Genomic DNA, 24828 nt, shown 5'->3' on the forward strand with positions numbered 1-24828 from the left:
CCGGGGCTCGCCCCGCCACACGGCGGCAGCCGCAAAATGTCACAGCGGGAAGGGGCGGGGTGGGAGATGGGCGCGAGGCCGCCTATCCCCGGCCCCGCAGAGCCCGGGCCAGGTCGATCGCCGATGCCACCCGTACCGCGATGTTCTCCGCGTACACCGCGTCAGGCCGCTCGAACGCTCTGCGGCTCGGGCCCCGCAGGAACGTGGCCACACCCAGCGTCCGGCCCCGGCTGCGCAGCACCGTGCACAGGGCGTGCACGGTGTCCTGCGGCCACTGGCGGTGCGCCGCCCACTCCTGGGACGTCGGCATCCCCGACGCGCTCGCGCTCGCCCGGACCGAGCCGCGCCGGTCGAGGCACTGGAGCGCGGGGTGGCCCTGCGCGTAGCAGACCGGGATCTCCGCCGCATCGGCCACCGCCAGGCAGGGCCCCGGCGAGCCGGAAGGCGTCGCCGCCGCCCGGACCAGACGGGCCGGGTGGTCGCCCACCGTCAGATCGATCAGCGCATGGTCGGCGAACCCGGCGAGGGCGAAGTCGACGTACGACATCGCCGCCTCCATGGGGTCCTCGCACTCTGCGGCGGTGCGCCCGGCGCGGTGCAACTGATTGCCGCGGAAACGCAGCTGGGAGGCGTCCTGCTCGGCCAGCTTCGCCTCGGTGATGTCCTGGAACAGCCAGCCGACCCCCAGCGGCACCGGCTCCTCCGCGAGCGGCGACGCGAGCCGCAGGAAGCCGCTGCGCCAGCACCGCCTGCGCTCGCCCTTGCCGCCCTGCTCCGGCGTGCGCAGCGTCACCCACAGCTCGGCCGGCGCGGGCGGCGCGCCCTCCGCCAGTACGTGCTGGAGGGCGCCTTCCAACTCCTCCACGCCCTGGACGATCAGCTCTCCCAGGGGGCGCCCGAGCAGCGTCGGGCGCCCCGCGCCGAGTGCGCGCGCCGCATGGGAGTTGACGACGGTGGGGCGCAGGTCGACGTCCACCAGGACGACGCCCCAGGCCGCGTCCTCGAAGAGGGCCTCGCTCAGCGCGATGGCCCGCTCCAGATCGATCTGCGCGTGAACCTCGCTGAACGCGCAGTACACCCCGGCCGGCTTGCCCTCGGCGCTCCGCACCCCGGCCGACTGGGTCCGTACGAGCACCCGCCCGCCGTCCTTGCGCACCAGCGCGAACTCGTGCACCTGGCGGCCAGGCGCGTGCATCACCGACATCAGCCGGCCCTGCACGTCGTCCGCGTCCGCCGTCCGTACGGCCCAGCCCGCGAACCCGGACCGCCCCACGGCCTCTTCGGCCGTCCAGCCGAGGATGCGCTCGGCCTCGCGGTTCCAGTGGGTGATCACCCCGTCCGCGTCGAAGGCGCAGAGCGCCGCGTCCATGCCGTCGAGAAGCGCGGCCAGAAGCTCGTCGGAGCCCGGCCCCGGCGGCTCGTCCGGTCCCAGCTCATCGGTGGTCCTACTGATCCGGGAAGCACTCACCTGGCACCCCCTGCAGGCGTCGCCTTGCTGCACTGAGGATCATTCAACTCCAACGTGACCCAGCACACAGCGTGTTCGCGGAAATAGGTGGCCCGGTCGGGCTTCGATAAATGAGTTGAGAGGTGCCGGAGGGGTTCCTATCGTGTTGAGCACACACGAAGGGAGGTGGTTCGGCCGATGTATGGAAACCGGACGCGTGAGGTGACTGCGGGCTGACGCCCGTCGTCGCGTGATGTGCGGTGCCGGCGTCGCCGGCCCAATCCCGAGCAGTCACCGACCCGCGGGCTCGCCGGTACGTCCGGCCGGCTCCTCTCCGGAGGAACCAGAGCCCGCGGGTTTCTGCGTTCCCGCCACCGCGGACCTACGGGCAGAGGCGGTCGACGCGCCACGCGCCCTCGTCGGCGACGTACCGCAGCCGGTCGTGCAGGCGGTTCTCGTGGCCCTGCCAGAACTCCACCGTCTCGGGCGCGACCCTGAATCCGCCCCACTCCGGCGGCACCGGGACGCTCTCGCTCTCCGGGTAGCGGGCGGCCAGTTCCTCGTACCTGCGCAGCAGTTCCTCGCGTGAGGCGATCACCGACGACTGGGCGCTCGCCCAGGCGCCCAGCTGTGAACCGTGCGGGCGGGTCCGGAAATAGGCCGCCGTCTCGTCACGGCCGATACGGGCCGCCGTGCCGGTGATGGTGATCTGGCGGGCCAGCTGGTGCCAGGGGAAGAGCAGGGCCACGTACTGGTTGGCCTCGATCTCCAGGCCCTTGCGGGAGGCGTAGTTCGTGAAGAAGACGAAGCCCTTCTCGTCGTACCGCTTGAGCAGCACGGTGCGCGAGGACGGGCGGCCTTCGGGGGTGGCCGTGGAGACGACCATGGCGTTCGGCTCGTGCAGGCCGCTGTTCGCGACCTGCCGGAACCAGCGGGCGAACTGTTCCATCGGTCCTGCGGCGAGGTCCGCCTCCGTGAGGGCTTCGGTGCGGTACTGCGCGCGCATGGCGGCGGGGTCGATATCTCGGTTCGGCACAGTGTCATCCTGCCGCAGGGACGCAGTTTGCCCGGCACGCGGTGTCGTCAATCCTCCCGGCCGCAGATGGGGCAGTGTGCCGGACGTCACGCTTCCCCACATCGGCGGAACCCGCCAAAATCTTCTCCCTGGGCACTGTGGCCTCCGTACAGCAGGGGATATCGTGCCTGCTTCCTGCGCGGTTGGGTGAGCACCGGCTGCGCGGGGCATCACCGGAGTGACCGACACGGACAGCGAGTCGTGCACGTATGAACACATGCCTGCGCAGAAGGCCGCGGAACCTGCCCGGTGCTGACGGAAATTGACACCTGAATCTGCTGACTCTGCTGATTCTGCACACCTCATGAGGAGCCGCCTGATGTCCGACTTCGTACCCGGACTTGAGGGAGTTGTCGCGTTCGAAACGGAGATCGCAGAACCGGACAAGGAGGGCGGAGCGCTCCGCTACCGGGGTGTCGACATCGAAGACCTGGTCGGGCACGTGTCCTTCGGGAACGTGTGGGGCCTGCTGGTCGACGGCGCGTTCAACCCCGGTCTGCCGCCCGCCGAGCCCTTCCCCATCCCGGTGCACTCCGGTGACATCCGCGTCGACGTGCAGTCCGCGCTGGCGATGCTCGCGCCGGTGTGGGGCCTGAAGCCGCTGCTCGACATCGACGAGCGGACGGCGCGCGACGACCTCGCGCGCGCCGCCGTGATGGCGCTGTCGTATGTCGCCCAGTCGGCGCGCGGGCAGGGCCTGCCGATGGTGCCGCAGAAGGAGATCGACAAGGCGGACACCGTCGTCGAGCGCTTCATGAAGCGCTGGCGCGGCGATCCGGACCCCAAGCACGTCAAGGCCGTCGACGCGTACTGGACGTCGGCCGCCGAGCACGGAATGAACGCCTCCACCTTCACGGCGCGGGTCATCGCCTCGACAGGGGCCGATGTCGCCGCCGCCCTGTCGGGCGCGGTAGGCGCCATGTCCGGGCCGCTGCACGGCGGGGCGCCGTCGCGTGTCCTCGGCATGATCGAGGACATCGAGCGCACCGGTAACGCGACCGCGTACGTCAAGCAGGCCCTGGACAAGGGTGAGCGCCTGATGGGCTTCGGCCACCGCGTGTACCGCGCCGAGGACCCCCGGGCGCGCGTCCTGCGGCGTACGGCGAAGGAGCTCGCAGCGCCGCGCTTCGAGATCGCGGAGGCGCTGGAGAAGGCGGCTCTGGAGGAGCTGCACGCGCGGCGCCCCGACCGGGTGCTGGCGACGAACGTCGAGTTCTGGGCGGCGATCGTGCTGGACTTCGCCGAGGTCCCGGCGCACATGTTCACGTCGATGTTCACGTGCGCGCGCACGGCGGGCTGGAGCGCGCACATCCTGGAGCAGAAGCGCACGGGCCGCCTGGTGCGCCCCTCCGCGCGCTACATCGGCCCGGCGACGCGCAATCCGCGCGAGGTCACGGGGTTCGACGACATCGAGCGCTGAGGCGGCATCGAGCGCTGAGCGGACCGGGCGACGCGCCGGGCGGCTCACTTCTTCGCGGAAGTGAGCCGCCCGGCGTTCGTCATGTGCTCAGCCCAGCGCCTCGTCCAGGTGCTTGGCCCACTGGGCCACCACCCGGTCGCGCCGGGTCCCGTCGTCGGTGAGGAGATTGGCCAGGCCGAGGCCGCGGGCCATGTCGAGCAGGCCCTGGACGGTCTCGCGTACGCCGGGCACCGATTCGTCGGCGCCGAGCAGGTCCACGGCGATGCGGTGGGTCTCGCGGCCGACGCGGGCTTCAAGTTCCGTGACCCGGGCGCCGAGCTGGTGCTCGTTGGACGCGGCGACCCACAGGTGCAGGGCGGCCCGGAAGAGCGGGCCCGTGTAGAGGTCGACGAGGGCGCCGACGACGGCCGCGCGGTGCGCCGGGCCCTCCGGGAAGAGGGCGCGCAGGGCCATGGAGCGCTCCTCGGCGACGTACTCGACGGCCGCCGTGAACAGGTCCTCCCGGGTCGGGAAGTGGTGCTGCGCCGCGCCCCGCGAGACGCCGGCCCGTTCCGCGACGACGGACACCGTGGAGCCCGCCCAGCCGCGTTCGGCCAGGCAGGACACGGCGGCCTCCAGGAGGCGCTGCCGGGTGGCCCGGGAGCGGTCCTGCTTGGGGGCGTGGCCGGGGGCCCTGCCCGGTGCTTCGACTGTGGCCGGGGGCGGGGTCACAGCACCCATGCGGGGTCCCGTCGTTCGAGGAATGCCGTCACGCCTTCGGCCGCCTCCGGTGAGGTGAACAGACCCGCCGACCGCTCGACGAGCTCGGCGGCGTCCCGGTCGAAAGCTGCCAGCACTGTAGCTGTGACCAGGCGCTTGGACTCCGCCAGCCCCTGCGGGGACGCCCTGCGCAGCCCGTCGAGCACGGGCGCGAGCGCCTCGTCGACGGCATCATCCGCCGCCCCGCCGGCGGCGATGGTGATCAGCCCGGTGCGGGCCGCCTCCGCCGCGTCGAACCGCTCCCCCGTCAGGTAGTAACGGGCGGCGGCCCGGCCGTCCAGGCGCGGCAGCAGCGGCATCGAGATGACGGCGGGCGCCAGCCCCAGCCGGGACTCGGTGAACGCGAAGCTCGCGCCGGGCCCCGCCGCGGAGATGTCGCACGCGCCGAGCAGCCCGAGGCCCCCGGCCCGTACGTGCCCGGTCACCCGCGCCAGGACGGGCTTGGGCAGCTCGACGACGGCCCGCAGGAGCCGGACGAAGGCGTGCGGGTCGGGCGGCGACTTGAGGTCGGCGCCCGCGCAGAAGGTGTTGCCGGTGTGGGTGAGCAGCACGGCCCGCACGGCGGGGTCCTTGGCGCACGCGGCCAGGGCGTCACCCAGCTCGCCGACCAGCCGCGCGGAGAGCGCGTTGCGGTTGGCCGGCGAGTCGAGGGTGAGGGTGGTGACGCCGCGGTCGTGCGCGGCCCGTACGAGCGCGGGTACAGGCGTCATGGGCGGGCCCCTTCTTGTGGTTCCGGTCCCGCAACTGAATGGGTGGTGGCCAGAATCGCGCCTTCTAGTACGACTTGGGGAGACCCAGGGACTGGTGGGAAACGAAGTTCAGGATCATTTCCCGGCTGACGGGCGCGATACGGGCCACTCGCGCCGCCGTAATGAGGGAGGCGAGGCCGTACTCGCGGGTGAGGCCGTTGCCGCCGAGGGTGTGGACGGCCTGGTCCACGGCCTTCACACAGGCCTCCGCTGCGGCGTACTTCGCCATGTTGGCGGCCTCTCCGGCACCGAGGTCGTCGCCCGCGTCGTACAGGTGGGCCGCCTTCTGCATCATCAGGCGGGCCAGTTCGAGCTCGATGTGCGCCTGGGCGAGGGGGTGGGCGATGGCCTGGTGGGTGCCGATGGGGGCCTTCCAGACGGTGCGCTCCTTGGCGTACTCGACGGCCCGTGCCAGCGCGTAGCGGCCCATGCCGACGGCGAAGGCGGCGGTCATGACGCGCTCGGGGTTGAGGCCGGCGAAGAGCTGGAGGAGGCCCGCGTCCTCGTCGCCGACGAGTGCGTCGGCGGGCAGCCGTACGTCGTCGAGCACCAGCTCGAACTGCTTCTCCGGAGCCTGGAGTTCCATGTCGATCTGCGAGCGCTGGAAGCCGGGGGTCTCGCGCGGGACGATGAACAGGCACGGCTTGAGGCTGCCGCTGCGCGCGTCCGAGGTGCGGCCGACGATGAGGGTCGCGTCGGCGATGTCGACGCCGGAGACGAAGACCTTGCGCCCGGTGAGCAGCCAGTCTGTGCCGTCGCGGCGCGCGGTGGTGGTGATGCGGTGGGAGTTGGAGCCCGCGTCGGGTTCGGTGATGCCGAAGGCCATGGTGAGGCTGCCGTCGGCCAGGCCGGGCAGCCAGGCGGCCTTCTGCTGGTCGGTGCCGAAGCGGGCGATGACGGTGCCGCAGATGGCGGGCGAGACGACCATCATGAGCAACGGGCAGCCAGCGGCGCCCAGTTCTTCCAGAACGATGGAGAGTTCCGCTATGCCACCACCCCCGCCGCCGTACTCCTCGGGGAGGTTCACGCCTAGGTAGCCGAGCTTGGCGGCGTCCGCCCAGAGGTCGTCGGGGTGGCGTCCTTCGCGTACGACGGAGGTGAGGTAGTCACGCCCGTAGCGACGCCCGAGGGCGGCGACGGCGGACCGGAGCGCCTTGTGCTCTTCGGTTTCGACGACTGCGGTGGCGATGCTCATGAGTGCTGTGCCTCCTGGACCGTTGCGGGTGCTTCTTCGGTCTGTACGGGTGCGTGTACGGGGGCCTGCGCATCCGGTTCGGGCCCTATTCGGCCGGTACGGGTGCCTATTCGGGTGTCGCCGGGTGCTCTTCGGCCTGTACGACGGCGAGCAGGGCGCCAACCTCGACCTGGCGGCCGGTGACGGCGTGCAGCGCGGTGAGGGTGCCGGAGGCGGGAGCGGTGACGCGGTGCTCCATTTTCATGGCCTCCAGCCAGAGCAGGGGCTGCCCGGCGGTGACGTGCGCGCCCTCCGCGAGCCCTTCGGCGACGCGGACGACCGTGCCGGGCATGGGAGCGAGCAGGGAGCCCGGCTCGGTGCGGGCGGTGGGGTCGGGGAAGCGGGGCAGGGCGGTGAGGGTGTGCGCGCCGGTGGCGGTGTCGACGTACACCTTGTCCCCGCGCTCGTCCCTGTACGCGGTGACGTCGAAGTGGCGTAGTACGCCGCCGACTTCGAGGGTGACCCGCTGGGGGCGCGCGGCATGGACCCGCACGCCGGGGGTGCCTTCGGCGGTGAAGCCGTCGTGGGTGGCCCGGTAGCGGGCCTCGTGCTCGGCGCCGTCGGGCTCGGAACGGTAGGTCTTCGTCTGCGCCTGGGATGCCACGTTGCGCCACCCGCCGATACGGGCCGCCAGGGTCCCGGGCGCCGCCCGCCGGGTGGCGGCGTCGGCGAGCGCGGCGGCGAGGGCGGCCAGTGCGGGCGTCGCCTCGGGGGGCGCGCCGGTCAGGGCCTCCAGATGCCGGTCGTAGAAGCCGGTGTCGAGCCGTCCGGCGACGAAGTCCGGGTGGCGCAAGGAGCGTACGAGCAGCTCGCGGTTGGTGACGGGGCCGTGGACACGGGCCCGCTCCAGGGCGTGCGCGAGCTTGCGGACGGCTTCGGCGCGGGTGGGCGCGTGGGCGACGACCTTGGCCAGCATCGGGTCGTAGTGCACCCCGATCCCGTCCCCGTCCGCGTATCCGCTGTCGACCCGCAGTCCGGGCGCTTCGGCGAGCCGCAGGGCGTGCAGTGGCCCGGTCTGGGGTTGCCAGTCGCGGGCCGGGTCCTCCGCGTACAGCCGGGCCTCCACCGCGTGCCCGTGCGGGGCCGGGGGCGCGAGCGGCAGTGATTCGCCCTCGGCGAGGCGCAGTTGGAGCGCGACCAGGTCGAGGCCGAACACCGCCTCGGTCACCGGGTGTTCGACCTGGAGGCGGGTGTTCATCTCCAGGAAGTACGCCTGGTCACCGGAGACCAGGAACTCCACCGTGCCCGCGCCCCGGTAGCCGACGGCCTTGGCAGCCTGGACGGCCGCGGCGTACAGGGTGTCGGTCAGCCCGGCGGGCAGGAAGGGCGCGGGCGCCTCCTCGACGACCTTCTGGTGGCGGCGCTGAAGCGAGCAGTCGCGGGTGCCCAGCGCCCACACCGTGCCCCGGTGGTCGGCGAGGATCTGCACCTCCACATGGCGGCCCCGCTCGATGTACGGCTCGACGAACACCTCGCCGTCCCCGAACGCGGACAGCGCCTCGGCGCGTGCCGCCTCCAACTCCTCATGCAAGCAGTCCAGTTCCCGTACGATCCGCATGCCCCGGCCGCCTCCCCCGGAGGCCGCCTTGATGAGCACCGGCAGGTCCTCGGCCCGCACCTCCCCCACCGGCGCGAGCAGTGGCACCCCCGCCTTCGCCATCAGCTCCTTGGCCCGCGTCTTGGACGCCATGGCCTCGATCGCCTCGGGCGGCGGACCGATCCATACGAGCCCGGCGTCCAGTACGGCACGCGCGAAGCCTGCGTTCTCGGAGAGGAAGCCGTACCCGGGGTGCACGGCGTCCGCGCCAGCCGCGAGCGCCGCCTTCACCACGAGGTCACCGCGCAGGTAGGTGTCGGCCGGGGCGGCGCCCGGGAGACGTACCGCCGCGTCGGCCACGCGCGCGTGCAGCGCGTCGGCGTCCGCGTCGGAGTACACGGCAACCGTGGAGATGCCGAGTTCGGCACAGGTGCGGAAGATCCGGCAGGCGATCTCGCCCCGGTTGGCGACCAGTACGGAGCTGATGGGACTGACGGTCGGCGCAGGGCTGTTCGTCGGTGCGGAACTGTGCGTCGGTGCAGAGCTGCTGGTCGGCGCGGAACTACTGCTCGGTGCTGAACTGTTGGTCATGTCCGACTCACATCCGGAAGATGCCGAAGCCGCCGCGGGCGCCTTCGACGGGGGCGGTGTGGATGGCCGACAGGCACAGGCCGAGGACGGTCCTGGTGTCGCGCGGGTCGATGACCCCGTCGTCGTACAGCCGCCCGGACAGGAACATCGGCAGGGACTCCGACTCGATCTGCTGCTCGACCATGGCGCGCAGTCCCGCGTCGGCCTCGTCGTCGTACGGCTGCCCCTTCGCGGCGGCGGACGCGCGCGCCACGATCGACAGCACACCGGCGAGCTGCTGGGGTCCCATGACCGCGGACTTGGAGCTCGGCCAGGCGAAGAGGAAACGCGGGTCGTACGCGCGCCCGCACATGCCGTAGTGCCCCGCGCCGTACGACGCGCCCATCAGGACGGACAGGTGCGGGACCTTGGAGTTGGACACCGCGTTGATCATCATCGCGCCGTGCTTGATGATGCCGCCCTGCTCGTACTCCTTGCCGACCATGTAGCCGGTGGTGTTGTGGAGGAAGAGCAACGGGATGTCACGCTGGTTGGCGAGCTGGATGAACTGGGCGGCCTTCTGCGACTCCTCGCTGAACAGCACGCCCTGTGCGTTGGCGAGGATGCCGACCGGGTAGCCGTGCAGCCGGGCCCACCCTGTGACCAGGCTGGGCCCGTACAGCGGCTTGAACTCGTCGAAATCCGAGCCGTCGACGATGCGCGCGACGACCTCGCGGGGGTCGAAGGGGACCTTGAGGTCGCCGGGCACAATGCCCGCCAGCTCGTCCTCGTCATACTTGGGCGGCTCGGCGGCCGAGGCCGGATCGGGGTGCGCCTTGCGCCAGTTGAGCCGGGCGACGACACGGCGGGCCTGGCGCAGGGCGTCGGGTTCGTCGACGGCGAAGTAATCGGCGAGGCCGGAGGTGCGAGCGTGCATCTCGGCGCCACCCAGGGACTCGTCGTCGCTCTCCTCCCCGGTGGCCATCTTCACGAGTGGCGGACCACCGAGAAAGACCTTCGACCGCTCCTTGATCATGATGGTGTGGTCGGACATGCCGGGTACGTACGCGCCGCCCGCCGTGGAGTTGCCGAAGACGACCGCGATGGTCGGGATGCCGGCGGCGGACAGCCGGGTGATGTCCCGGAAGAGCGCACCGCCGGGGATGAAGATCTCCTTCTGGGAGGGGAGATCGGCGCCGCCGGACTCGACGAGGCTGATGCAGGGCAGGCGGTTCGCGTACGCGATCTCGTTGGCCCGCAGTGCCTTCTTCAGCGTCCAGGGGTTGCTGGCCCCGCCGCGGACGGTGGGATCGTTGGCGGTGATCAGGCACTCGACGCCCTCGACGACACCGATGCCGGTGACCATCGAGGCGCCGACCTGGTAGTCACTGCCCCACGCCGCGAGCGGCGACAGCTCCAGGAACGGGGTGTCGGGATCGAGCAGCAGCTCGATGCGCTCACGGGCGAGGAGCTTGCCGCGCTCGCGATGCCGGGCCACGTATTTCTCGCCGCCGCCGGCAAGCATTTTGGCGTGCTCCACGTCGAGGTCGGCGAGCTTGGCGAGAGTGGCGGCGCGGTTGGCGGCGTACTCGGGGGAGTGGGGGTCGAGGGCGGAGGCGAGCGTGGTCACGGGGTCACCTCTGTGGGGTGGGGAGAGGGCACGGACGAGAGTGGGAGAAAGGGCGCGGGGCGGGTGCGTGGGACGTGGGGGCGGGTGCGGGTGCGGGGGGGGTGCGCCCCCCACTCACAGCAACCCCTCCGGTATCTCCACGTGCCGGGAGCGCAACCACTCCCCCGCCCCCTTCGCCTGCGGGTCGAACCGCGCCTGTGCCGCGACTCCCTCACCCAACAGCCCCTCCACCACGAAGTTCAGCGCCCAAAGGTTCGGCAGCACATGCCGGGTGACAGTCAACTTCTCTGTCTCCGGGAGTAGTTCACCGAAGCGCTCCACCGTCAGCTCGTGCGCCAGCCACCGCCACGCCTCCTCCGAGCGCACCCACACCCCGACATTCGCGTCCCCGCCCTTGTCACCGCTCCGCGCCCCCGCCACCAGGCCCAGCGGGGCCCGCCGGGTGGGGCCGGGCGCCGGCGGCGAGGGCAGCGAGGGCGCGTGCACCGGTTCCAGCACCCGGGTCAGCGCGGCGGCCGGCACGCGCACCCGTGCCCCGTCCGGCAGCACCGCGACGTGCTCAACGCCCGCCGCATCCACCGCCGCCGCTTCGAAGACCCCGTACGGCGTCCCCTTGCCCGGCGGCGCCGTCACGTGGAAGCCCGGGTAACTGCCCAGCGCAAGCTCGATCGCCGTGCCGCTCACCGCCCGGCCGACCGCTTCCGGGTCGCTGTCCCGCACCACCAGCCGCAGCAGCGCGCTCGCGCACTCCTCCGTCGGCGCGTCCGCGTGGTCCGTGCGCGACAGTTCCCAGCGCACCTGCGCCGGCCGCCGCTTCGCCGCCGCCAGCGCGTCCTCCACCTGACCCCGCACCAGCGCGGCCTTGGCCTCGATGTCCAGCCCGGTCAGAACGAACACAACCTCGTTGCGCCACCCGGCGATCCGGGTCAGCCCGGCCTTGAGGGTGGGCGGCGGCGCCTCGCCCCGTACGCCCGAGATCCGCACCCGGTCGAGCCCGTCCCGCACCAGCCGCACGCTGTCGAGCCGCGCCGTGACGTCGGGGCCCGCGTACCGGGCGCCCGACGTCTCGTACAGCAGCTGCGCGGTGACCGTCCCCAGGTCGACGACCCCGCCCGTACCTTCGTGCTTGGTGATGACCGAGGAGCCGTCGGAGTGGATCTCCGCCACCGGGAAGCCCGGCCGTCGTACGTCGAGGCCGCCGAAGAAGGCGTAGTTCCCGCCGGTCGCCTGCGTCCCGCACTCCAGCACATGACCGGCCACCACCGCCCCGGCGAGCGCGTCCAGGTCCCCGGCGCTCTCAGTGCCCCACCCGAACCAGTGCGCCGCGGGCCCGGTGACCAGTGCCGCGTCCGTGACCCGGCCCGTCACCACCACGTCCGCACCCGCGCCCAGACAGGCGGCGATGCCGCCGCCGCCCAGATACGCGTTGGCGGTCAGTACGCCCTCGCCCCAGCCCCCGCGCGCCAGCAGGTCGTCGCCCTCCACGTGGGCCACCGATACCGGCACCCCCACCCGGTCGGCCAACTCCCTTACGGCGTCTGCGAGTCCGGCCGGGTTCAGCCCGCCCGCGTTCGCGACGATCTTCACGCCGCACTCCTGGGCAAGACCGAGCCCGTCCTCCAACTGCCGGAGGAAGGTCTTGGCGTAGCCGCGTGTGGGGTCCTTCAGCCGGTCCCGGCCGAGGATGAGCATGGTCAGCTCGGCGAGGTAGTCGCCGGTCAGTACGTCCAGTTCGCCGCCGGTGAGCATCTCGCGCACGGCGTCGAAGCGGTCGCCGTAGAACCCGGACGCATTGCCGATCCGTAGCGGCCGGCGCGGCGCCGGGGTCACGCGCCCGCACCCTTGGCCGGCCCCGGGCTGTCCCCCGACCGTCCGGCTGTCTCGCCCGCCGATCCGACTGTCTCCCCCGACGCCGGGCGCCCCTCACCCGCGGGGCCCGCGAAGGCCTGCGCGATGTCCAGCCACCGGTCCGCGTCCGTGCCCTCCGCGCGTACGGCGACATCCGCGCGGTGCGCCCGCTGGGTCACCAGGAGGCAGAAGTCCAACGCGGGCCCGGTCACCCGCTGCGGGGCGTCCTCGGGGCCGTACGTCCACAGGCCGGACCCGTCCGGCGCCGTCAGCTCCACCCGGAACTCCTCGGTGGGCGCGTCCAGGCCCCGTACGAAGTAGGCGTAGTCGCGCGCCCGCACACCGATCCGCGCCACGTGCCGCAGCCGGGCGGTCGGCGCACGCCGTACGCCCACCGCGTCCGCGATGTCCTGGCCGTGCGCCCAGGTCTCCATCAGCCGGCCCGTCGCCATGGAAGCGGCGCCCATCGGGGGCCCGTACCAGGGGAAACGCACCCCGGCCGGAGCCATCCGCAGTGCGCGCCGCAACTGTTCGCGCCCGTCGCGCCACCACGCCAGCAACTCGTCGACCGGCAGCTCGGCGCCCGCGTCGGCGCCCTCGTCCACGAAGGTGCCGGGAGATTCGAGTGCCTTCTGGGTCTCCGCCGCGAAGGCTTCCGGGTCGGTGACGGACAGCAGGGCCGCCGTGTCCGTCCAGGCGAGGTGCGCGACCTGGTGCGCGATGCTCCAGCGTGGCGCGGGGGTGGTCAGCGACCACTGCCGCTCGCTCAGATCCCCGACCAATTGGTCGAGTGCGTCCCCTTCGGCACGGAGATCGTCGAGCACGGCTGACGGATCGGACACGGTGCGCTCCCCTCAAGGGTGGGCGGTGTGTCCCGGAGCATGGCAGCCCGCACAGAAACAAGCAAGCGTGCTTGCATTGTTTCTGTGCGGCGTCCGAGGGCCCCTACGCCGTGGGCTTCCGCCGCCCCTGCCGCGTCTGGCTCCGTACCGCGCCCATGCTCGCCCCGATGACCAGCGCGATCGCCAACGCGTCGGTCGTGGAGAGCGCTTGGTGCAGCACCAGGAATCCGGCGACCGCCGCGATGGCCGGCTCCAGGCTCATCAGGACCGCGAAGGTCGCGGCGGGCAGCCGGCGCAGCGCCACCAGCTCCAGCGTGTAGGGCAGCACGGACGACATCAGCGCGACCGCGGCGCCGAGGAGCAGCGTCCTCGGCTCCAGCAGCCTGGTGCCCGCATCGGCCAGCCCGAGCGGCAGGCTGAGCAGCGCCGCCACACCCATCGCGAGCGCGAGCCCGTCGGCCTGCGGGAAGCGGCGTCCGGTGCGCGCGCTGAAGAGGATGTACGCCGCCCAGCACGCCCCGGCGCCGAGCGCGTAGGCCACACCGACCAGGTCGAGGCGGCCGAAGCCGCCGCCGCTGAGCAGCGCGACGCCGGCGAGCGCGAGCCCGGCCCACACCACGTTCATCGCGCGGCGGGACGCGAACACCGACAGGGCGAGGGGGCCCAGCACCTCAAGGGTGACGGCGACACCCAGCGGGATGCGGTCCACCGCCTGGTAGAAGAGCCCGTTCATGCCGGCCATGGCCACGCCGAACGCGGCGATGGTCCCCCAGTCGGCGCGCGCGTACCCGCGTACGCGCGGGCGGCAGACGATGAGCAGCATCACGGCCGCGAAGGTCAGCCGCACGGCGACGACACCGGCCGCGCCCGTGCTCGGCATCAGCGTGACGGCGACGGCGGACCCGAACTGCACGGACAGCCCGCCCGCCACCACCATCGCGACCGGCACCAGCCTGGCGCGGTTGCCCGGACCGGGCGCGGCAGGGGCGGCAGAGGCGTCGGCGGCCTCGGCGGCGGAAAGGGACCCGGATATCTCCGGGGCAGGTACGTGGCCGAGGGCGGCAGAGGTGGGCTGGTCCATACGCTCCACGGTAAGTGGAACAGGAGCATGCGCCGTCCACACCCCTGACGCGGGCGGTGACCGACGCCGGGAACGGCACGCACGGCGGCCACACGCCGCCCGCCCCTGACCTGCCGTCTACCCGCCGCATGCCCGCCCCGGCACAAGCGGAGCCCGTTGACGATCTTCCAGAGCGCTCCCAGCGGTCAGCCCGCCCGACCGCGAAGTGAGCCACGTCGAAGCGGCCCAGCCCGAGGTCAGCCGCCGTGATGTTGGTGTACGACGAGACAGCACCGTTCAGAGACACGGAGGGATCCTCGGAAGCGAGCTCCGGCCAGGTGAGACCCTGCGCACGGAGCTTCATGAACTCCACCGGCTCAAGGAACGGCCCCGACACATCCCGTGGTGAAGCGCGGCAATCCCGGGCAGCGGTGCGCGCAGGAATCCCGGCAGTTCGGCGCCGGTTCGGTGGCCGCAACGCCCCCTCCTGAAAAGGGTGCCGAAAATCGGTCCCGGCAGCCGCCCCTACACCCCCTCCGGCAGCCCGTCCGCGAGCACCTCCGCCAGGTGCCTGGCCCGCTGCCCTGCCAGCTGTTCCAGCTGTGTACGGCACGAATAGCCGTCCGCCAGGACGACCGCGCGCCCACCGTCACCCGCGCCCGCTCCCTCCACCGCGCCCGTCGCCTTCCGCACGGACGGCAGCAGCTGTTCCTCCGCGCACGCCACCGACACCTCGTAGTGCCCGCGCTCGAAGCCGAAGTTCCCGGCGAGCCCGCAGCAGCCGCCGCTCAGCTCGCCCGTCAGCCCGGCCCGCTCGCGCAGCCGGCGTTCGGCCGCGTCGCCGAGGATCGCGTGCTGGTGGCAGTGCGTCTGGCCGACGGCGGGGCGGTCGACGCGGGGCGGCTGCCAGTGCGGGGCGCACTCCTCGATGGCCTCGGCGAAGGTCCGTACCGACGAGGCGAGTGCGGCGGCGCGCGGGTCGTCGGGCAGCAGCTCGGGCAGGTCGGACTTGAGCGCGGCCGCGCAGCTCGGCTCCAGTACGACGACCCGCGCGCCACCGGTCAGCAGCGGCGCGACCAGGTCGAGGGTGCCCCGCATGACCTCGCGGGCCCGGTCCAGCTGCCCGGTCGATACGTACGTGAGCCCGCAGCAGACCCCCCGGCGGCGCACGCCGAAGGCGCGGGCCCCTTTTCTCGCCACCTCGCCGTCCCCCTCGTCGGGGACGGGGAGGACGATCGCGGGCGGGAGCACGGTCCGCAGCCCGGCCGCTTCCAGGACCCGTACGGCGGCCTGTCCCACGGACGGCGACAGGTAGTTGGTGAAGGTGTCGGGCCACACGACGACAGTGGGCCCCGCGCCCCCGGCCGGCCGCCCCTCCTGCGCCGACTGCCCGTCCCGGACCTGCGGGCCTTGTTGCCCACCGCGCACCGGCCGACCGTCCCCGACCTGCGGGCCCCGACCGTCCCCGACCTGCCCACCCCGCAAGGTGTCCCGCACACTCCGCCCGTCCCGCCCCTGCTCCTTCACCCGCCGGTGCCACCAGCTGCTGAACGTCTCGGTGGCCAGCCGGGGAATGTTCCGCTCCGGGGCGATTCCGCCGAGCCGTTTCGCGAGGGCGGCCGGCGGACGCATCCCTGCCGCCGCGTTCGCCGCCCGTGCGAGCCGCAGCCGGGAGACCAGTCGCAGCCACTGGGGCAGGCGGCCCATGGTGTAGTGCGCGGCGGGGCGCAGCCGACCCTTGTAGTGGTGGTGCAGGAATTCCGCCTTGTACGTGGCCATGTCGACGCCCACCGGGCAGTCGGTCCTGCATCCCTTGCAGGACAGGCACAGGTCGAGCGCGTCCCGCACCTCCGTCGAGCGCCAGCCGTCGGTGACGACCTCCCCGGCGAGCATCTCGTGCAGCAGTCGCGCCCGCCCGCGCGTGGAGTGCTGTTCGTCGCCGGTGGCCCGGAAGGAGGGGCACATGACGGCTGCCCCCGAGATCGCCTCGGTGCGGCACTTGGCGACGCCCACGCAGCGGCGTACGGCGGCCGAGAAGTCGCCGCCGTCGTGCGGGTAGGCGAAGGCGACGTCGACCCGGTCCTTGGGCAGCACGGCGAAGCGGAGGTTCTCGTCGAGGCGGGCGGGGTGGACCAGCATGCCCGGGTTCATGCCGCCCGCCGGGTCCCAGACGTCCTTGAATCGGCCGAAGAGCGCGACGAGCTCGTCGCCGTACATCTTCGGCAGGAGTTCGGCGCGGGCCTGGCCGTCGCCGTGCTCGCCGGAGAGCGAGCCGCCGTGTGCGACGACGAGCTCCGCCTGGTCCTCGGAGTAGCTGCGGAACCGACGTACGCCGTCCTCGCTCAGCAGGTCGAAGTCGATCCGCACATGGATGCAGCCGTCGCCGAAGTGCCCGTAGGGCGTGCCGCGCAGGCCGTGCCGGCCGAGCAGCGCCCTGAAGTCCCGCAGGTACGCGCCGAGCCTGGCGGGCGGGACCGCGCAGTCCTCCCAGCCGGGCCAGGCCTCGCTCCCGTCCGGCATCCTCGTCGCCGTGCCACTGGCGTCCTCACGGATGCGCCACAGGGCGCGCTGCCCCGCCGCGTCCGTGACGACCACGCCGTCCAGCGCCTGGGCCGCCTTCACCAGGGCCTCGGCGCGCGAGCGGGCCTCACCGGGGCTGCCGCCGCCCGTCTCCACGAACAGCCAGGCCGAGCCACGCGGCAGCAGGGCCCGCTCCGGCGCGGGGACCAGGTCCTCGGCCATGCCCTCGACGGTCAGCGGCCCGTACGGCAGCAGGGCGGACGCGGCTTCGGCGGCGGCGCCCTCCGCGGCGTACCCGAGGACCGCGAGCGCCCGCGCGCGGGGCGCCTCCACCAGGCGCACGGTCGCCTCGCTCACCACCCCCAGCGTGCCTTCGCTCCCGCAGAACGCGCGTGCCAGGTCCACGCCGTTCTCCGGGAGCAGCGCGTCCAAGGCGTATCCGGAGATGCGGCGGGGCAGTTCAGGGAATCCGGTGCGCAGGAGCGCGAGGTTGCCTTCCACCAGCGCGCGCAGCCCTTCGGGCGCCCCCTGCCAGCCCTGCCCGATGTGCCGTACCTCGCCGCCGTATCCGACGACCGACAGCCGGTGGATATTGTCGGCGGTCGTGCCCCAGGCCACCGAGTGCAAGCCACAGGAGTTATTGCCGATCATGCCGCCGAGGGTGCAGCGGCTGTGCGTGGACGGGTCGGGGCCGAAGGTCAGACCGTGGGCGCCCGCGGCCGCCCGCAGGTCGTCGAGGACAACGCCCGGCTGCACCACGGCGGTACGGGCCTCGGGGTCCAGCTCGGTGATGGCCCGCATATGGCGGGTGAGGTCGAGGACGACGCCGGTGCCGGTGGCCTGCCCCGCGATCGATGTGCCGCCGCCGCGCGGCACGACGGGCACCTCGTGCGCCCGGCAGACGGCGAGCGCGGCGGCCACGTCGTCGGCGTCGCGCGGGGCGACGACCCCGAGGGGCACGCGCCGGTAGTTGGAGGCGTCCATCGTCATCAGGGCGCGCGCCGCCGCGTCGAAGGCGACCTCTCCCCGCACGGCCGACTTCAACTCGCGCACCAGAGCCGTGGTGTCACGCGCGTGGATCGTCGTCCCGTGCCGCCGTTCGTCCCGCTGTTCAGCCATACACGTAAGGATGCCCTGGCATCACGTGTCGCATCTCACACCTCGAATCGCTACTTCCAGGGCGAGTTGCCGAGCACAAGTAACAAGAAGTCCGACAAGAACTTCCCAAAGTGATCAAGAACTCTCTTATAGTGAGCCCGACTTCCCTCCGCCCATGACGTCCACGAGGCCTCGATTGATGTCAGCGCACACCCCCCTCGCGCAACGCCGAACGGGGCGCCCACCCCTGCGGCCCGCCGCCACGGCTTTCCTCCTGTCGGTCGCCGTCACCGCCCTGCTCTGCGTCTGGGCGGTGGCCGTCGCCCCGGACCGGGTGCGAGTCCCGCTCGCCTGGGGCGCGGGAGCCGCCGCCGCACTGCTCAGCGCGGCCGTCACGGTCGCCACGTACGCCCTCCGGTCGGTAGGTCTGCTGCGTGAGCGGATCGCCGGGGTCGAGGCCGACGGCGAGCGGTTCGCCGACCGGACGGTGCCCGCTCTGGTGACGCGTCTGCGCGAGGGCGCGTCCGCCGCTACCGCCCTGGCCGCCACTTCACTGCCGACCGTCGGCGATGCCGGCGCGCGCCGCGTACTGACCACGCTCGCCCAGGAGGTGGCCCGCGGCGAGTCGTCCCGCTCCGCCGCCATGTCGGCCTGCGCCAACGCCGCGGGCCGCATGCAGGCCCTGGCCACCAGCATGGCCGCCGACCTGCGCGAGATGGAGCACCGGCACACCGACGAGAGCGTCCTCGGCGACCTGATGCACCTGGACCACCGCACCGCGCAGGCGGGCCGGCTGGCCGACAGTGTCGCCGTACTGACCGGGGCGCGCTCCGGGCGGCGCTGGGCGAAGCCCATCGTCATGGAGTCCATCCTGCGCGGCGCGATGGGCCGGATCAGCGGCTACCAGCGGGTGCGGCTGCACTCCACCAGCGAGGTCGCCGTCGCGGGACACGCCGCCGAGGGCGTCATGCACGCCCTCGCCGAACTCCTCGACAACGCGGCCAACTTCTCGCCGCCCACCGCCGAAGTCCATGTGTACGTCGAAGAGGTCCCGGCCGGGATCATCATCACCGTCGAGGACAGCGGCCTGGTGATGAGCGATGTACAGCTGCGCCGCGCCGAACGGGCCGTGTCCGAGGCGGCGCTGGACCTGACCACCCTGTCGGGCACCCGCCTCGGCCTGGCCGTGGTGGGCTGCCTGGCCCGCAAGCACGGGCTGACGGTCTCCTTCCGCCCGTCCGCGCGCGGCGGTACGGGCGCGCTGATGATGCTCCCCCAGGAGCTCGTCGCCCGCCCCCGCCCCGAGGCGGACCCGGCGCCCGAGCCCGTCCACACACAGGCAGCGCAGTCACCGGCAGCGGCCACCACGGCGACGGCAATGGCAACGCAGGCTCCCGCGCAGCCGTCCACGCCCGCCGCGCCCGCCACCGAGGCACCCGCACCCGCACCCGCACCCGCCGAAACCACCGCCGGGCTCCCCAAGTTCGGCGACAGCGGCCTCCCCAAGCGCCGCCGGGGCCGGACCCTCGCCGCCGCACACGCCGAAACCCCGCAGGTCCGCACCCCCAGCACCACCCCGGCCTCACCGCCGCCGGACCAGACGGCCAGGGCGGAACGGTTCAGCACCTTCCGCCGCGCCGTGCAGGGCCGGAGCGCGTCACCGTCTTCGTCTCACCCGGAGGGCAACACCCCATGACCGCCACCACCGACGAGAAGCTCAACTGGCTGCTGGAGAGCCTGCTGGAGCGCACCCCCGGCACCCGGCACGCCCTCGTCCTGTCCCGGGACGGCCTCAGGCTCTGCCGTACTCCCGAACTCTCCGTCGACCAGGCCGACCAGCTGGCCGCCATCTCCGCGGGCATCCAGAGCCTGTCGCACGGCGCTTCCATGGAGTTCGGCGACGGCAGCGGCGGCGTACGGCAGGCGATGGCCGAGTTCTACGGCGGCATCCTGTTCATCGTCGAGGCCGGCGCGGGCGCGCACCTCGCCGTCGTGGCGTCCGAGGACTCCGACGTCGGCCTGATCGGCCACAACATGAGCGAACTCGTGGAGCAGCTGGGCGAATACCTCAGCGCGGAACCGCGCCAGGAACCGGGCGAAGCGAGCCGGCGCGACGCCGACGTGCCGACGTGACCCCTCCCCTGCCTCCGGCGGGGAGGTCCCGGTTCAGCCGCAACGACGACCCCGACCGGCTGTACACCCTCACGCAGGGACGCAGCCGGTCCGGATCGGACGCCTTCGACCTGGTGACCCTGGTGGTCGGTGAGTGCGATCCGACGCCGGGGATGCAGTCGGAGCACGCCGCGATCCTGCGGATGTGCAGCCACCCGATCGCCGTCGTGGAGATCGCCGCCGAACTCAACCTGCCCGTGAGCATCGTCCGCATCCTGTTGAGCGACCTGCTCGACACCGGCCGGATCAGCGCCCGCCACCCGCGCACGGCGCCGTCCTCGGCCGAACTGCCCGACCACGACCTCCTGGAGCAGGTGCTCGTTGGACTCCGCAATCTCTGACCGAACGTCCGGCCGCGAGCCGGGCCGCCGCGCTCTCGCGCGCACCGCCGACAACGGTCTCAAGATCGTCATCGTCGGTGGTTTCGGCGTCGGCAAAACGACCATGGTCCGCTCGGTCAGCGAGATCCGTCCGCTGAACACCGAGGAGACGATGACCAAGGCGGGCGAGTCCGTCGACGTCCTGGGCAACCTCAGCGGCGTACGGACCAAGTCCGCGACCACCGTCGCCTTCGACTTCGGCCGGATCTCGATCGACGACCGTACGGTCCTCTACTTGTTCGGCGCCCCCGGCCAGGAGCGCTTCTGGTTCCTGTGGGACCGGTTGTTCTCCGGCACGCTGGGCGCGGTCGTCCTCGTCGACACCCGGCGCCTCGCCGACTCCTGGTACGCCATCGACCGCCTGGAGCACCACGGCACGCCGTTCGTCGTCGCCCGCAACAACTTCGGCGGCCCGGCCCACACCGAACAGCAGGTCCGTGAGGCGCTGGATCTGCCCGACGACGTACCGATGATCGACTGCGACGCACGGTCCCGTACGTCGAGCAAAGACGTGCTCATCACGCTCGTCGAGCACCTGCAGAGTCTCCGGAGCCGCCGGAGCACCTCCGCCGCCCGCGGGGACACGCCGGCGACTCGGGGCACGACACCGATTCCGGAGACCACCACACCGTGACGTCCACCCCGCCACCGCCCCAGTGCCCGGCCCACATCCCGGTGCCCGACACCCACACCTCCGCCGTGCCGCTGAGCGGGGACCGCTTCCACTCCGAACCGGGCGCCCTCTACCGGGAGATGCGCCGCGACCACGGGTCCGTCAGTCCGGTGCTGCTGGCCGGAGACGTACCGGCGTGGCTGGTCATCGGCTACCGCGAGTTGCACCAGCTCACCAGCGACCCGGTCCTCTTCAGCCGCGACTCCGACCTGTGGAACCAGTGGGAGCACATCCCCGACGACTGGCCCATGCTGCCGATGATCGGCCGTAACCAGCCGTCGATCCTCTACACCGTCGGCGAGCGCCACCAGCGGCGGGCCACGATGATCGGCGACGCGCTGGAGGCCGTCGACCCCTTCGAGCTGCGGCGGCACGCCGAGCAGTTCGCGGACGCGCTCATCGACGCGTTCTGCGGGAGCGGTGAGACCGAGCTCATCGGCCGGTACGCGACGCTGCTCCCGATCCTGGTACTCGCCCGCTGTTACGGCTTCACGGACGCCCAGGGCCCCGGGCTCGCCAAGGCCATGAACGACATGATCGACGGCAGCGCGGACGCACTCGCGGGCCAGGCGCACGTCGGGGCGTCCATGCTGCGGCTGATCGCCGACAAGAGCGCGGAGCCGGGCGCCGACGTGACCTCCCGCATGATCACGGGGCAGCTGGGTGTGGCGGACGGCTTCACCCACGAGGAGATCGGCCAGGACCTGATGGTCATGATGGCGGCCGGCCACCAGCCGACCGCCGACTGGATCGGCAACTCCCTGCGGCTGATGCTCACCGACGACCGCTTCGCCGCGTCCCTGTCCGGCGGCCGGCACAGCGTCGCCGAGGCCATGAACGAGGTCCTGTGGGAGGACACCCCGACCCAGAACGTCGCGGGCCGCTGGGCGTCCCGCGACACACATCTCGGGGGCCGCCACATCCGCCGCGGCGACCTGCTGGTGCTCGGCATCGGCGCCGCCAACGCCGACCCGCAGGTGCATATCGACAGCACGGCACTGACCGGCGGGAACAACGCGTTCTTCTCGTTCGGCCACGGCGAGCACCGCTGCCCGTTCCCGGCGCAGGAGATGGCCGAGGTCATCGCGCGTACGGGCATCGAGGTGCTCCTGGACCGGCTGCCCGACATCGATCTCTCGGTCCCGGCCGACGCGCTGGAGCGGCGCCCGTCGCCATGGCTGCGCGGACTGTCGGTGCTACCGGTGCGCTTCACCCCGACCCCTTCCCTCGGAACACCCGCTCTCGGAGGCCCCAGATGACGACCTGCCCGCACGCCGCTGCCGCAGGCGACACCATCACTCTGGACCCGTTAGTCGCCGATCTGGACGCCGAGAGCGCCGTGCTGCGCGCGGCGGGCCCGCTCGCGCGGGTGGCACTGCCGGGCGGGGTAGCCTGCTACGCGGTGACCCACCACGCCGCGGCCCGCCAACTCCTCACCGACGCGCGGCTGGTGAAGGACATCAAGGTGTGGGGCGCGTGGCAGCGCGGCGAGATACCCCTGGACTGGCCGCTGATCGGTCTGGCCAACCCGGGCCGCTCCATGCTGACCGTCGACGGCGCGGAGCACCGGCGGCTGCGCACTCTGGTCGCGCAGGCGCTGACCGTGCGCCGGGTGGAGCGCCTGCGCGCCGGTATCGAGCAGCTCACCACCGGCATGCTGGACGGCCTGGCGGCGCGCCCCGCAGGTGAAGTGGTAGACCTGAAGGCGGAGTTCGCGTACCCCCTCCCGATGAATGTCGTCGGTGAGCTGATGGGCGTGGAGGCGGCCGACCACCCCCGCCTCAAGGCCCTCTTCGACACGTTCTTCTCGACGCAGACGCCTCCGGAGGAGGTCCCGCAGATGATGGCGGACCTCGGGGAGCTGTTCACCCGGGTCGTCGACGCCAAGCGGGCGGACCCCGGTGACGACCTCACCAGCGCGCTGATCGCCGCCTCCGAGGACGGCGACCACCTCACCGACGAGGAGATCCGCAACACCCTCCAGCTGATGATCGCGGCGGGCCACGAGACGACGATCAGCCTGATCGTCAACGCGGTGGTCGCCCTCCAGACCCACCCCGAGCAGCGCGAGCTCGTACTGTCCGGCGAGGTCCCGTGGGAGAACGTGATCGAGGAGACCCTGCGCTGGTCCACTCCGACCTCACACGTCCTCTTCCGCTTCGCCACGGAGGACATCGCGGTCGGGGACTCGGGTGCGGTGCTGCCGGCGGGGGAAGCGCTGATCGTCTCCTTCGGGGCGATCGGCCGTGACGAGGGGCAGCACGGTCCGACGGCGGGCGACTTCGACGTCACCCGCACGCCGAACCGCCACATCTCCTTCGGCCACGGCCCGCACGTCTGCCCCGGCGCGGCGCTGTCCCGCCTGGAGGCGGGGGTGGCGCTGCCCGCGCTGTACGCGCGCTTCCCCGGCCTTGAGCTGGCGATCCCCGCGGCGGAGCTCCGCAACAAGCCGGTGGTGACGCAGAACGACCTCTACGAGCTCCCGGTGCGGCTGGGGTAGCCGCTGCGCGGGGCTCCTGCGGCGAGTAGGGGCACAGCCCGCCGCAGGCGCCCTCCACATCTCAACCGCCGGACACGCCGCTCCCACCCCACCGCGTAGCGACTACGCTCCAACCGTGGCTGAGATCCAGATTCCCGCTGACATCAAGCCCGCCGACGGACGATTCGGCGCGGGCCCCTCCAAGGTGCGTACGGAGGCGCTGGACGCCCTGGCCGCCACCGGCACCTCACTCCTCGGAACGTCCCACCGCCAGGCCCCGGTCAAGAACCTGGTCGGCGCGGTGCGCGACGGCGTACGTGACCTCTTCCAGCTCCCCGAGGGCTACGAGGTGATCCTGGGCAACGGCGGCTCCACCGCCTTCTGGGACATCGCGACCCACGGTCTGATCGAGAACAAGTCGCAGCACCTCACCTTCGGCGAGTTCTCCTCGAAGTTCGCGAAGGCCGCCAAGCTCGCACCGTGGCTGGCCGCCCCGACCGTCCTGTCCTCCGCCCCGGGCACGCACCCGGACCCGGTGGCCGAGGAGGGCGTGGACGTCTACGCGTTCACCCACAACGAGACCTCCACCGGCGTCGCGGCCCCGATCAAGCGCGTCCCCGGCGCCGACACCGGCTCCCTCGTCCTGGTGGACGCCACCTCCGGCGCGGGCGGCCTCCCGGTCGACATCACCGAGACCGACGTCTACTACTTCGCCCCGCAGAAGTCCTTCGCCTCCGACGGCGGCCTGTGGATCGCGGCGTTCTCCCCGGCGGCCCTGGAGCGCGCGGCGAGCATCCACGCCTCCGGCCGGCACATCCCGGAGTTCTTCAGCCTGCCCACGGCGATCGACAACTCGCTGAAGAACCAGACGTACAACACGCCCGCCCTGTCGACCCTCTTCCTGCTCAACGAGCAACTGAAGTGGCTCAACGGCCAGGGTGGCCTCGACTGGGCGGTCGAGCGCACGGCGACATCCGCGCGCAACCTGTACGGCTGGGCCGAGGAGTCGAAGCACGCGACGCCGTTCGTCGTCGACGCGGCCAAGCGCTCGCAGGTCATCGGCACGATCGACTTCACGGACGAGATCGACGCGTCCGCGGTCGCCAAGGTGCTGCGCGCGAACGGCATTGTGGACACCGAGCCGTACCGCAAGCTGGGCCGCAACCAGCTGCGCGTCGCGATGTTCCCGGCGATCGACCCGGCGGACGTCGAGGCGCTGACGGCTTGCATCGACTACGTGATCGGCGAGCTGTAGCCGGTAGGCGTACGCGGCGGGATGAACGGTCACGTACAGGACACACGTGGGCGCATCGGCCTACGATGATGCTCTCGACC

19 protein-coding genes are annotated in these 24828 nt (G+C 72.4%); 8 read left to right on the forward strand and 11 right to left on the reverse strand.

All coding sequences use genetic code 11. The features are described 5' to 3' along the window. Positions 1–82: 82 nt before the first annotated feature. Positions 83–1468 (reverse strand): PAS domain-containing protein, encoded by a 1386-nt coding sequence (locus QMK30_RS31555; protein WP_283521754.1) that lies wholly within the window; start codon positions 1466–1468, stop codon positions 83–85. Between the two features lie 361 nt (positions 1469–1829). Next, the gene (gene pdxH / locus QMK30_RS31560; protein ID WP_283521786.1) at positions 1830–2453 is read right to left on the reverse strand and encodes a pyridoxamine 5'-phosphate oxidase; all 624 of its coding nucleotides are present in this window, start codon (positions 2451–2453) and stop codon (positions 1830–1832) included. Positions 2454–2841: 388 nt separating this feature from the next. On the opposite strand from pdxH, the gene QMK30_RS31565 reads away from it, so the two are divergent. Further along, a complete protein-coding gene (locus tag QMK30_RS31565) occupies positions 2842–3942 on the forward strand; it encodes a citrate synthase 2 (protein WP_283521755.1) in 1101 nt (366 codons plus the stop codon). Positions 3943–4029: 87 nt separating this feature from the next. Here the strand turns inward: QMK30_RS31565 and QMK30_RS31570 are convergent, their stop codons facing one another. The 9 genes from QMK30_RS31570 to QMK30_RS31610 form a co-directional block, all read right to left on the reverse strand. Continuing rightward, a complete protein-coding gene (locus QMK30_RS31570; protein WP_283521756.1) occupies positions 4030–4662 on the reverse strand; it encodes a TetR/AcrR family transcriptional regulator in 633 nt (210 codons plus the stop codon). Next, on the reverse strand, positions 4650–5411 hold the full coding sequence (locus tag QMK30_RS31575; protein ID WP_283521757.1) for an enoyl-CoA hydratase family protein: 762 nt from the start codon (positions 5409–5411) through the stop codon (positions 4650–4652). Before QMK30_RS31575 ends, QMK30_RS31570 begins: the two co-directional genes overlap by 13 nt. Positions 5412–5475: 64 nt before the next feature. Next, positions 5476–6645 (reverse strand): acyl-CoA dehydrogenase family protein, encoded by a 1170-nt coding sequence (locus QMK30_RS31580; RefSeq protein ID WP_283521758.1) that lies wholly within the window; start codon positions 6643–6645, stop codon positions 5476–5478. Between the two features lie 106 nt (positions 6646–6751). Next, positions 6752–8812 carry an ATP-binding protein gene (locus QMK30_RS31585; protein WP_283521759.1) on the reverse strand — a complete coding sequence of 687 codons (2061 nt, stop codon included), beginning with the start codon at positions 8810–8812 and terminating at the stop codon, positions 6752–6754. Positions 8813–8819: 7 nt separating this feature from the next. Further along, positions 8820–10421 (reverse strand): acyl-CoA carboxylase subunit beta, encoded by a 1602-nt coding sequence (locus QMK30_RS31590; protein ID WP_283521760.1) that lies wholly within the window; start codon positions 10419–10421, stop codon positions 8820–8822. Between the two features lie 114 nt (positions 10422–10535). After that, positions 10536–12251, reverse strand: a complete 1716-nt coding sequence (locus tag QMK30_RS31595; protein ID WP_283521761.1) for an acyclic terpene utilization AtuA family protein — start codon at positions 12249–12251, stop codon at positions 10536–10538. Then, positions 12248–13111 carry a TIGR03084 family metal-binding protein gene (locus QMK30_RS31600; protein ID WP_283521762.1) on the reverse strand — a complete coding sequence of 288 codons (864 nt, stop codon included), beginning with the start codon at positions 13109–13111 and terminating at the stop codon, positions 12248–12250. The genes QMK30_RS31595 and QMK30_RS31600 overlap by 4 nt, the downstream gene beginning before the upstream one ends. A gap of 103 nt (positions 13112–13214) precedes the next feature. Next, a complete protein-coding gene (locus QMK30_RS31605; protein ID WP_283521763.1) occupies positions 13215–14192 on the reverse strand; it encodes an EamA family transporter in 978 nt (325 codons plus the stop codon). 504 nt (positions 14193–14696) lie between these two features. Next, entirely contained in the window at positions 14697–17810 is a 3114-nt protein-coding gene (locus tag QMK30_RS31610; RefSeq protein WP_502963262.1) for an FAD-binding and (Fe-S)-binding domain-containing protein, read from the reverse strand. 178 nt (positions 17811–17988) lie between these two features. Here QMK30_RS31610 and QMK30_RS31615 point away from each other — a divergent pair, with 178 nt between their 5' ends. From QMK30_RS31615 to serC, 7 genes are all read left to right on the forward strand, one after another. Further along, positions 17989–19485, forward strand: coding sequence for a sensor histidine kinase (locus QMK30_RS31615; RefSeq protein ID WP_283521764.1), 1497 nt, complete (start codon positions 17989–17991; stop codon positions 19483–19485). Beyond that, positions 19482–19922: a roadblock/LC7 domain-containing protein gene (locus tag QMK30_RS31620; RefSeq protein ID WP_283521765.1), complete on the forward strand. Its 441-nt coding sequence runs from the start codon at positions 19482–19484 to the stop codon at positions 19920–19922. Before QMK30_RS31615 ends, QMK30_RS31620 begins: the two co-directional genes overlap by 4 nt. After that, positions 19919–20302 carry a DUF742 domain-containing protein gene (locus QMK30_RS31625; protein ID WP_283521766.1) on the forward strand — a complete coding sequence of 128 codons (384 nt, stop codon included), beginning with the start codon at positions 19919–19921 and terminating at the stop codon, positions 20300–20302. Before QMK30_RS31620 ends, QMK30_RS31625 begins: the two co-directional genes overlap by 4 nt. Next, positions 20283–20975, forward strand: coding sequence for a GTP-binding protein (locus QMK30_RS31630; RefSeq protein WP_502963263.1), 693 nt, complete (start codon positions 20283–20285; stop codon positions 20973–20975). Before QMK30_RS31625 ends, QMK30_RS31630 begins: the two co-directional genes overlap by 20 nt. Beyond that, entirely contained in the window at positions 20972–22273 is a 1302-nt protein-coding gene (locus tag QMK30_RS31635; RefSeq protein WP_502963264.1) for a cytochrome P450, read from the forward strand. The genes QMK30_RS31630 and QMK30_RS31635 overlap by 4 nt, the downstream gene beginning before the upstream one ends. Then, a complete protein-coding gene (locus QMK30_RS31640; protein ID WP_283521767.1) occupies positions 22270–23514 on the forward strand; it encodes a cytochrome P450 family protein in 1245 nt (414 codons plus the stop codon). The genes QMK30_RS31635 and QMK30_RS31640 overlap by 4 nt, the downstream gene beginning before the upstream one ends. Positions 23515–23629: 115 nt before the next feature. Beyond that, positions 23630–24748, forward strand: a complete 1119-nt coding sequence (gene serC, locus QMK30_RS31645) for a phosphoserine transaminase (protein WP_283521768.1) — start codon at positions 23630–23632, stop codon at positions 24746–24748. The last annotated feature ends 80 nt before the right edge of the window (positions 24749–24828 follow it).

Origin of the sequence: Streptomyces sp. H27-C3 (assembly GCF_030063415.1) — a bacterium.
Classification (GTDB): domain Bacteria; phylum Actinomycetota; class Actinomycetes; order Streptomycetales; family Streptomycetaceae; genus Streptomyces.

What these genes read in the sequence shown, in the direction of transcription:
- pdxH (WP_283521786.1), bottom strand. Translation starts at nt 2,453, where the DNA reads ATGCGCGCGCAGTACCGCACCGAAGCCCTCACGGAGGCGGACCTCGCC.
- QMK30_RS31565 (WP_283521755.1), top strand. Translation starts at nt 2,842, where the DNA reads ATGTCCGACTTCGTACCCGGACTTGAGGGAGTTGTCGCGTTCGAAACG.
- QMK30_RS31570 (WP_283521756.1), bottom strand. Translation starts at nt 4,662, where the DNA reads ATGGGTGCTGTGACCCCGCCCCCGGCCACAGTCGAAGCACCGGGCAGG.
- QMK30_RS31575 (WP_283521757.1), bottom strand. Translation starts at nt 5,411, where the DNA reads ATGACGCCTGTACCCGCGCTCGTACGGGCCGCGCACGACCGCGGCGTC.
- QMK30_RS31580 (WP_283521758.1), bottom strand. Translation starts at nt 6,645, where the DNA reads ATGAGCATCGCCACCGCAGTCGTCGAAACCGAAGAGCACAAGGCGCTC.
- QMK30_RS31585 (WP_283521759.1), bottom strand. Translation starts at nt 8,812, where the DNA reads ATGACCAACAGTTCAGCACCGAGCAGTAGTTCCGCGCCGACCAGCAGC.
- QMK30_RS31605 (WP_283521763.1), bottom strand. Translation starts at nt 14,192, where the DNA reads ATGGACCAGCCCACCTCTGCCGCCCTCGGCCACGTACCTGCCCCGGAG.
- QMK30_RS31610 (WP_502963262.1), bottom strand. Translation starts at nt 17,810, where the DNA reads ATGGCTGAACAGCGGGACGAACGGCGGCACGGGACGACGATCCACGCG.
- QMK30_RS31615 (WP_283521764.1), top strand. Translation starts at nt 17,989, where the DNA reads ATGTCAGCGCACACCCCCCTCGCGCAACGCCGAACGGGGCGCCCACCC.
- QMK30_RS31620 (WP_283521765.1), top strand. Translation starts at nt 19,482, where the DNA reads ATGACCGCCACCACCGACGAGAAGCTCAACTGGCTGCTGGAGAGCCTG.
- QMK30_RS31640 (WP_283521767.1), top strand. Translation starts at nt 22,270, where the DNA reads ATGACGACCTGCCCGCACGCCGCTGCCGCAGGCGACACCATCACTCTG.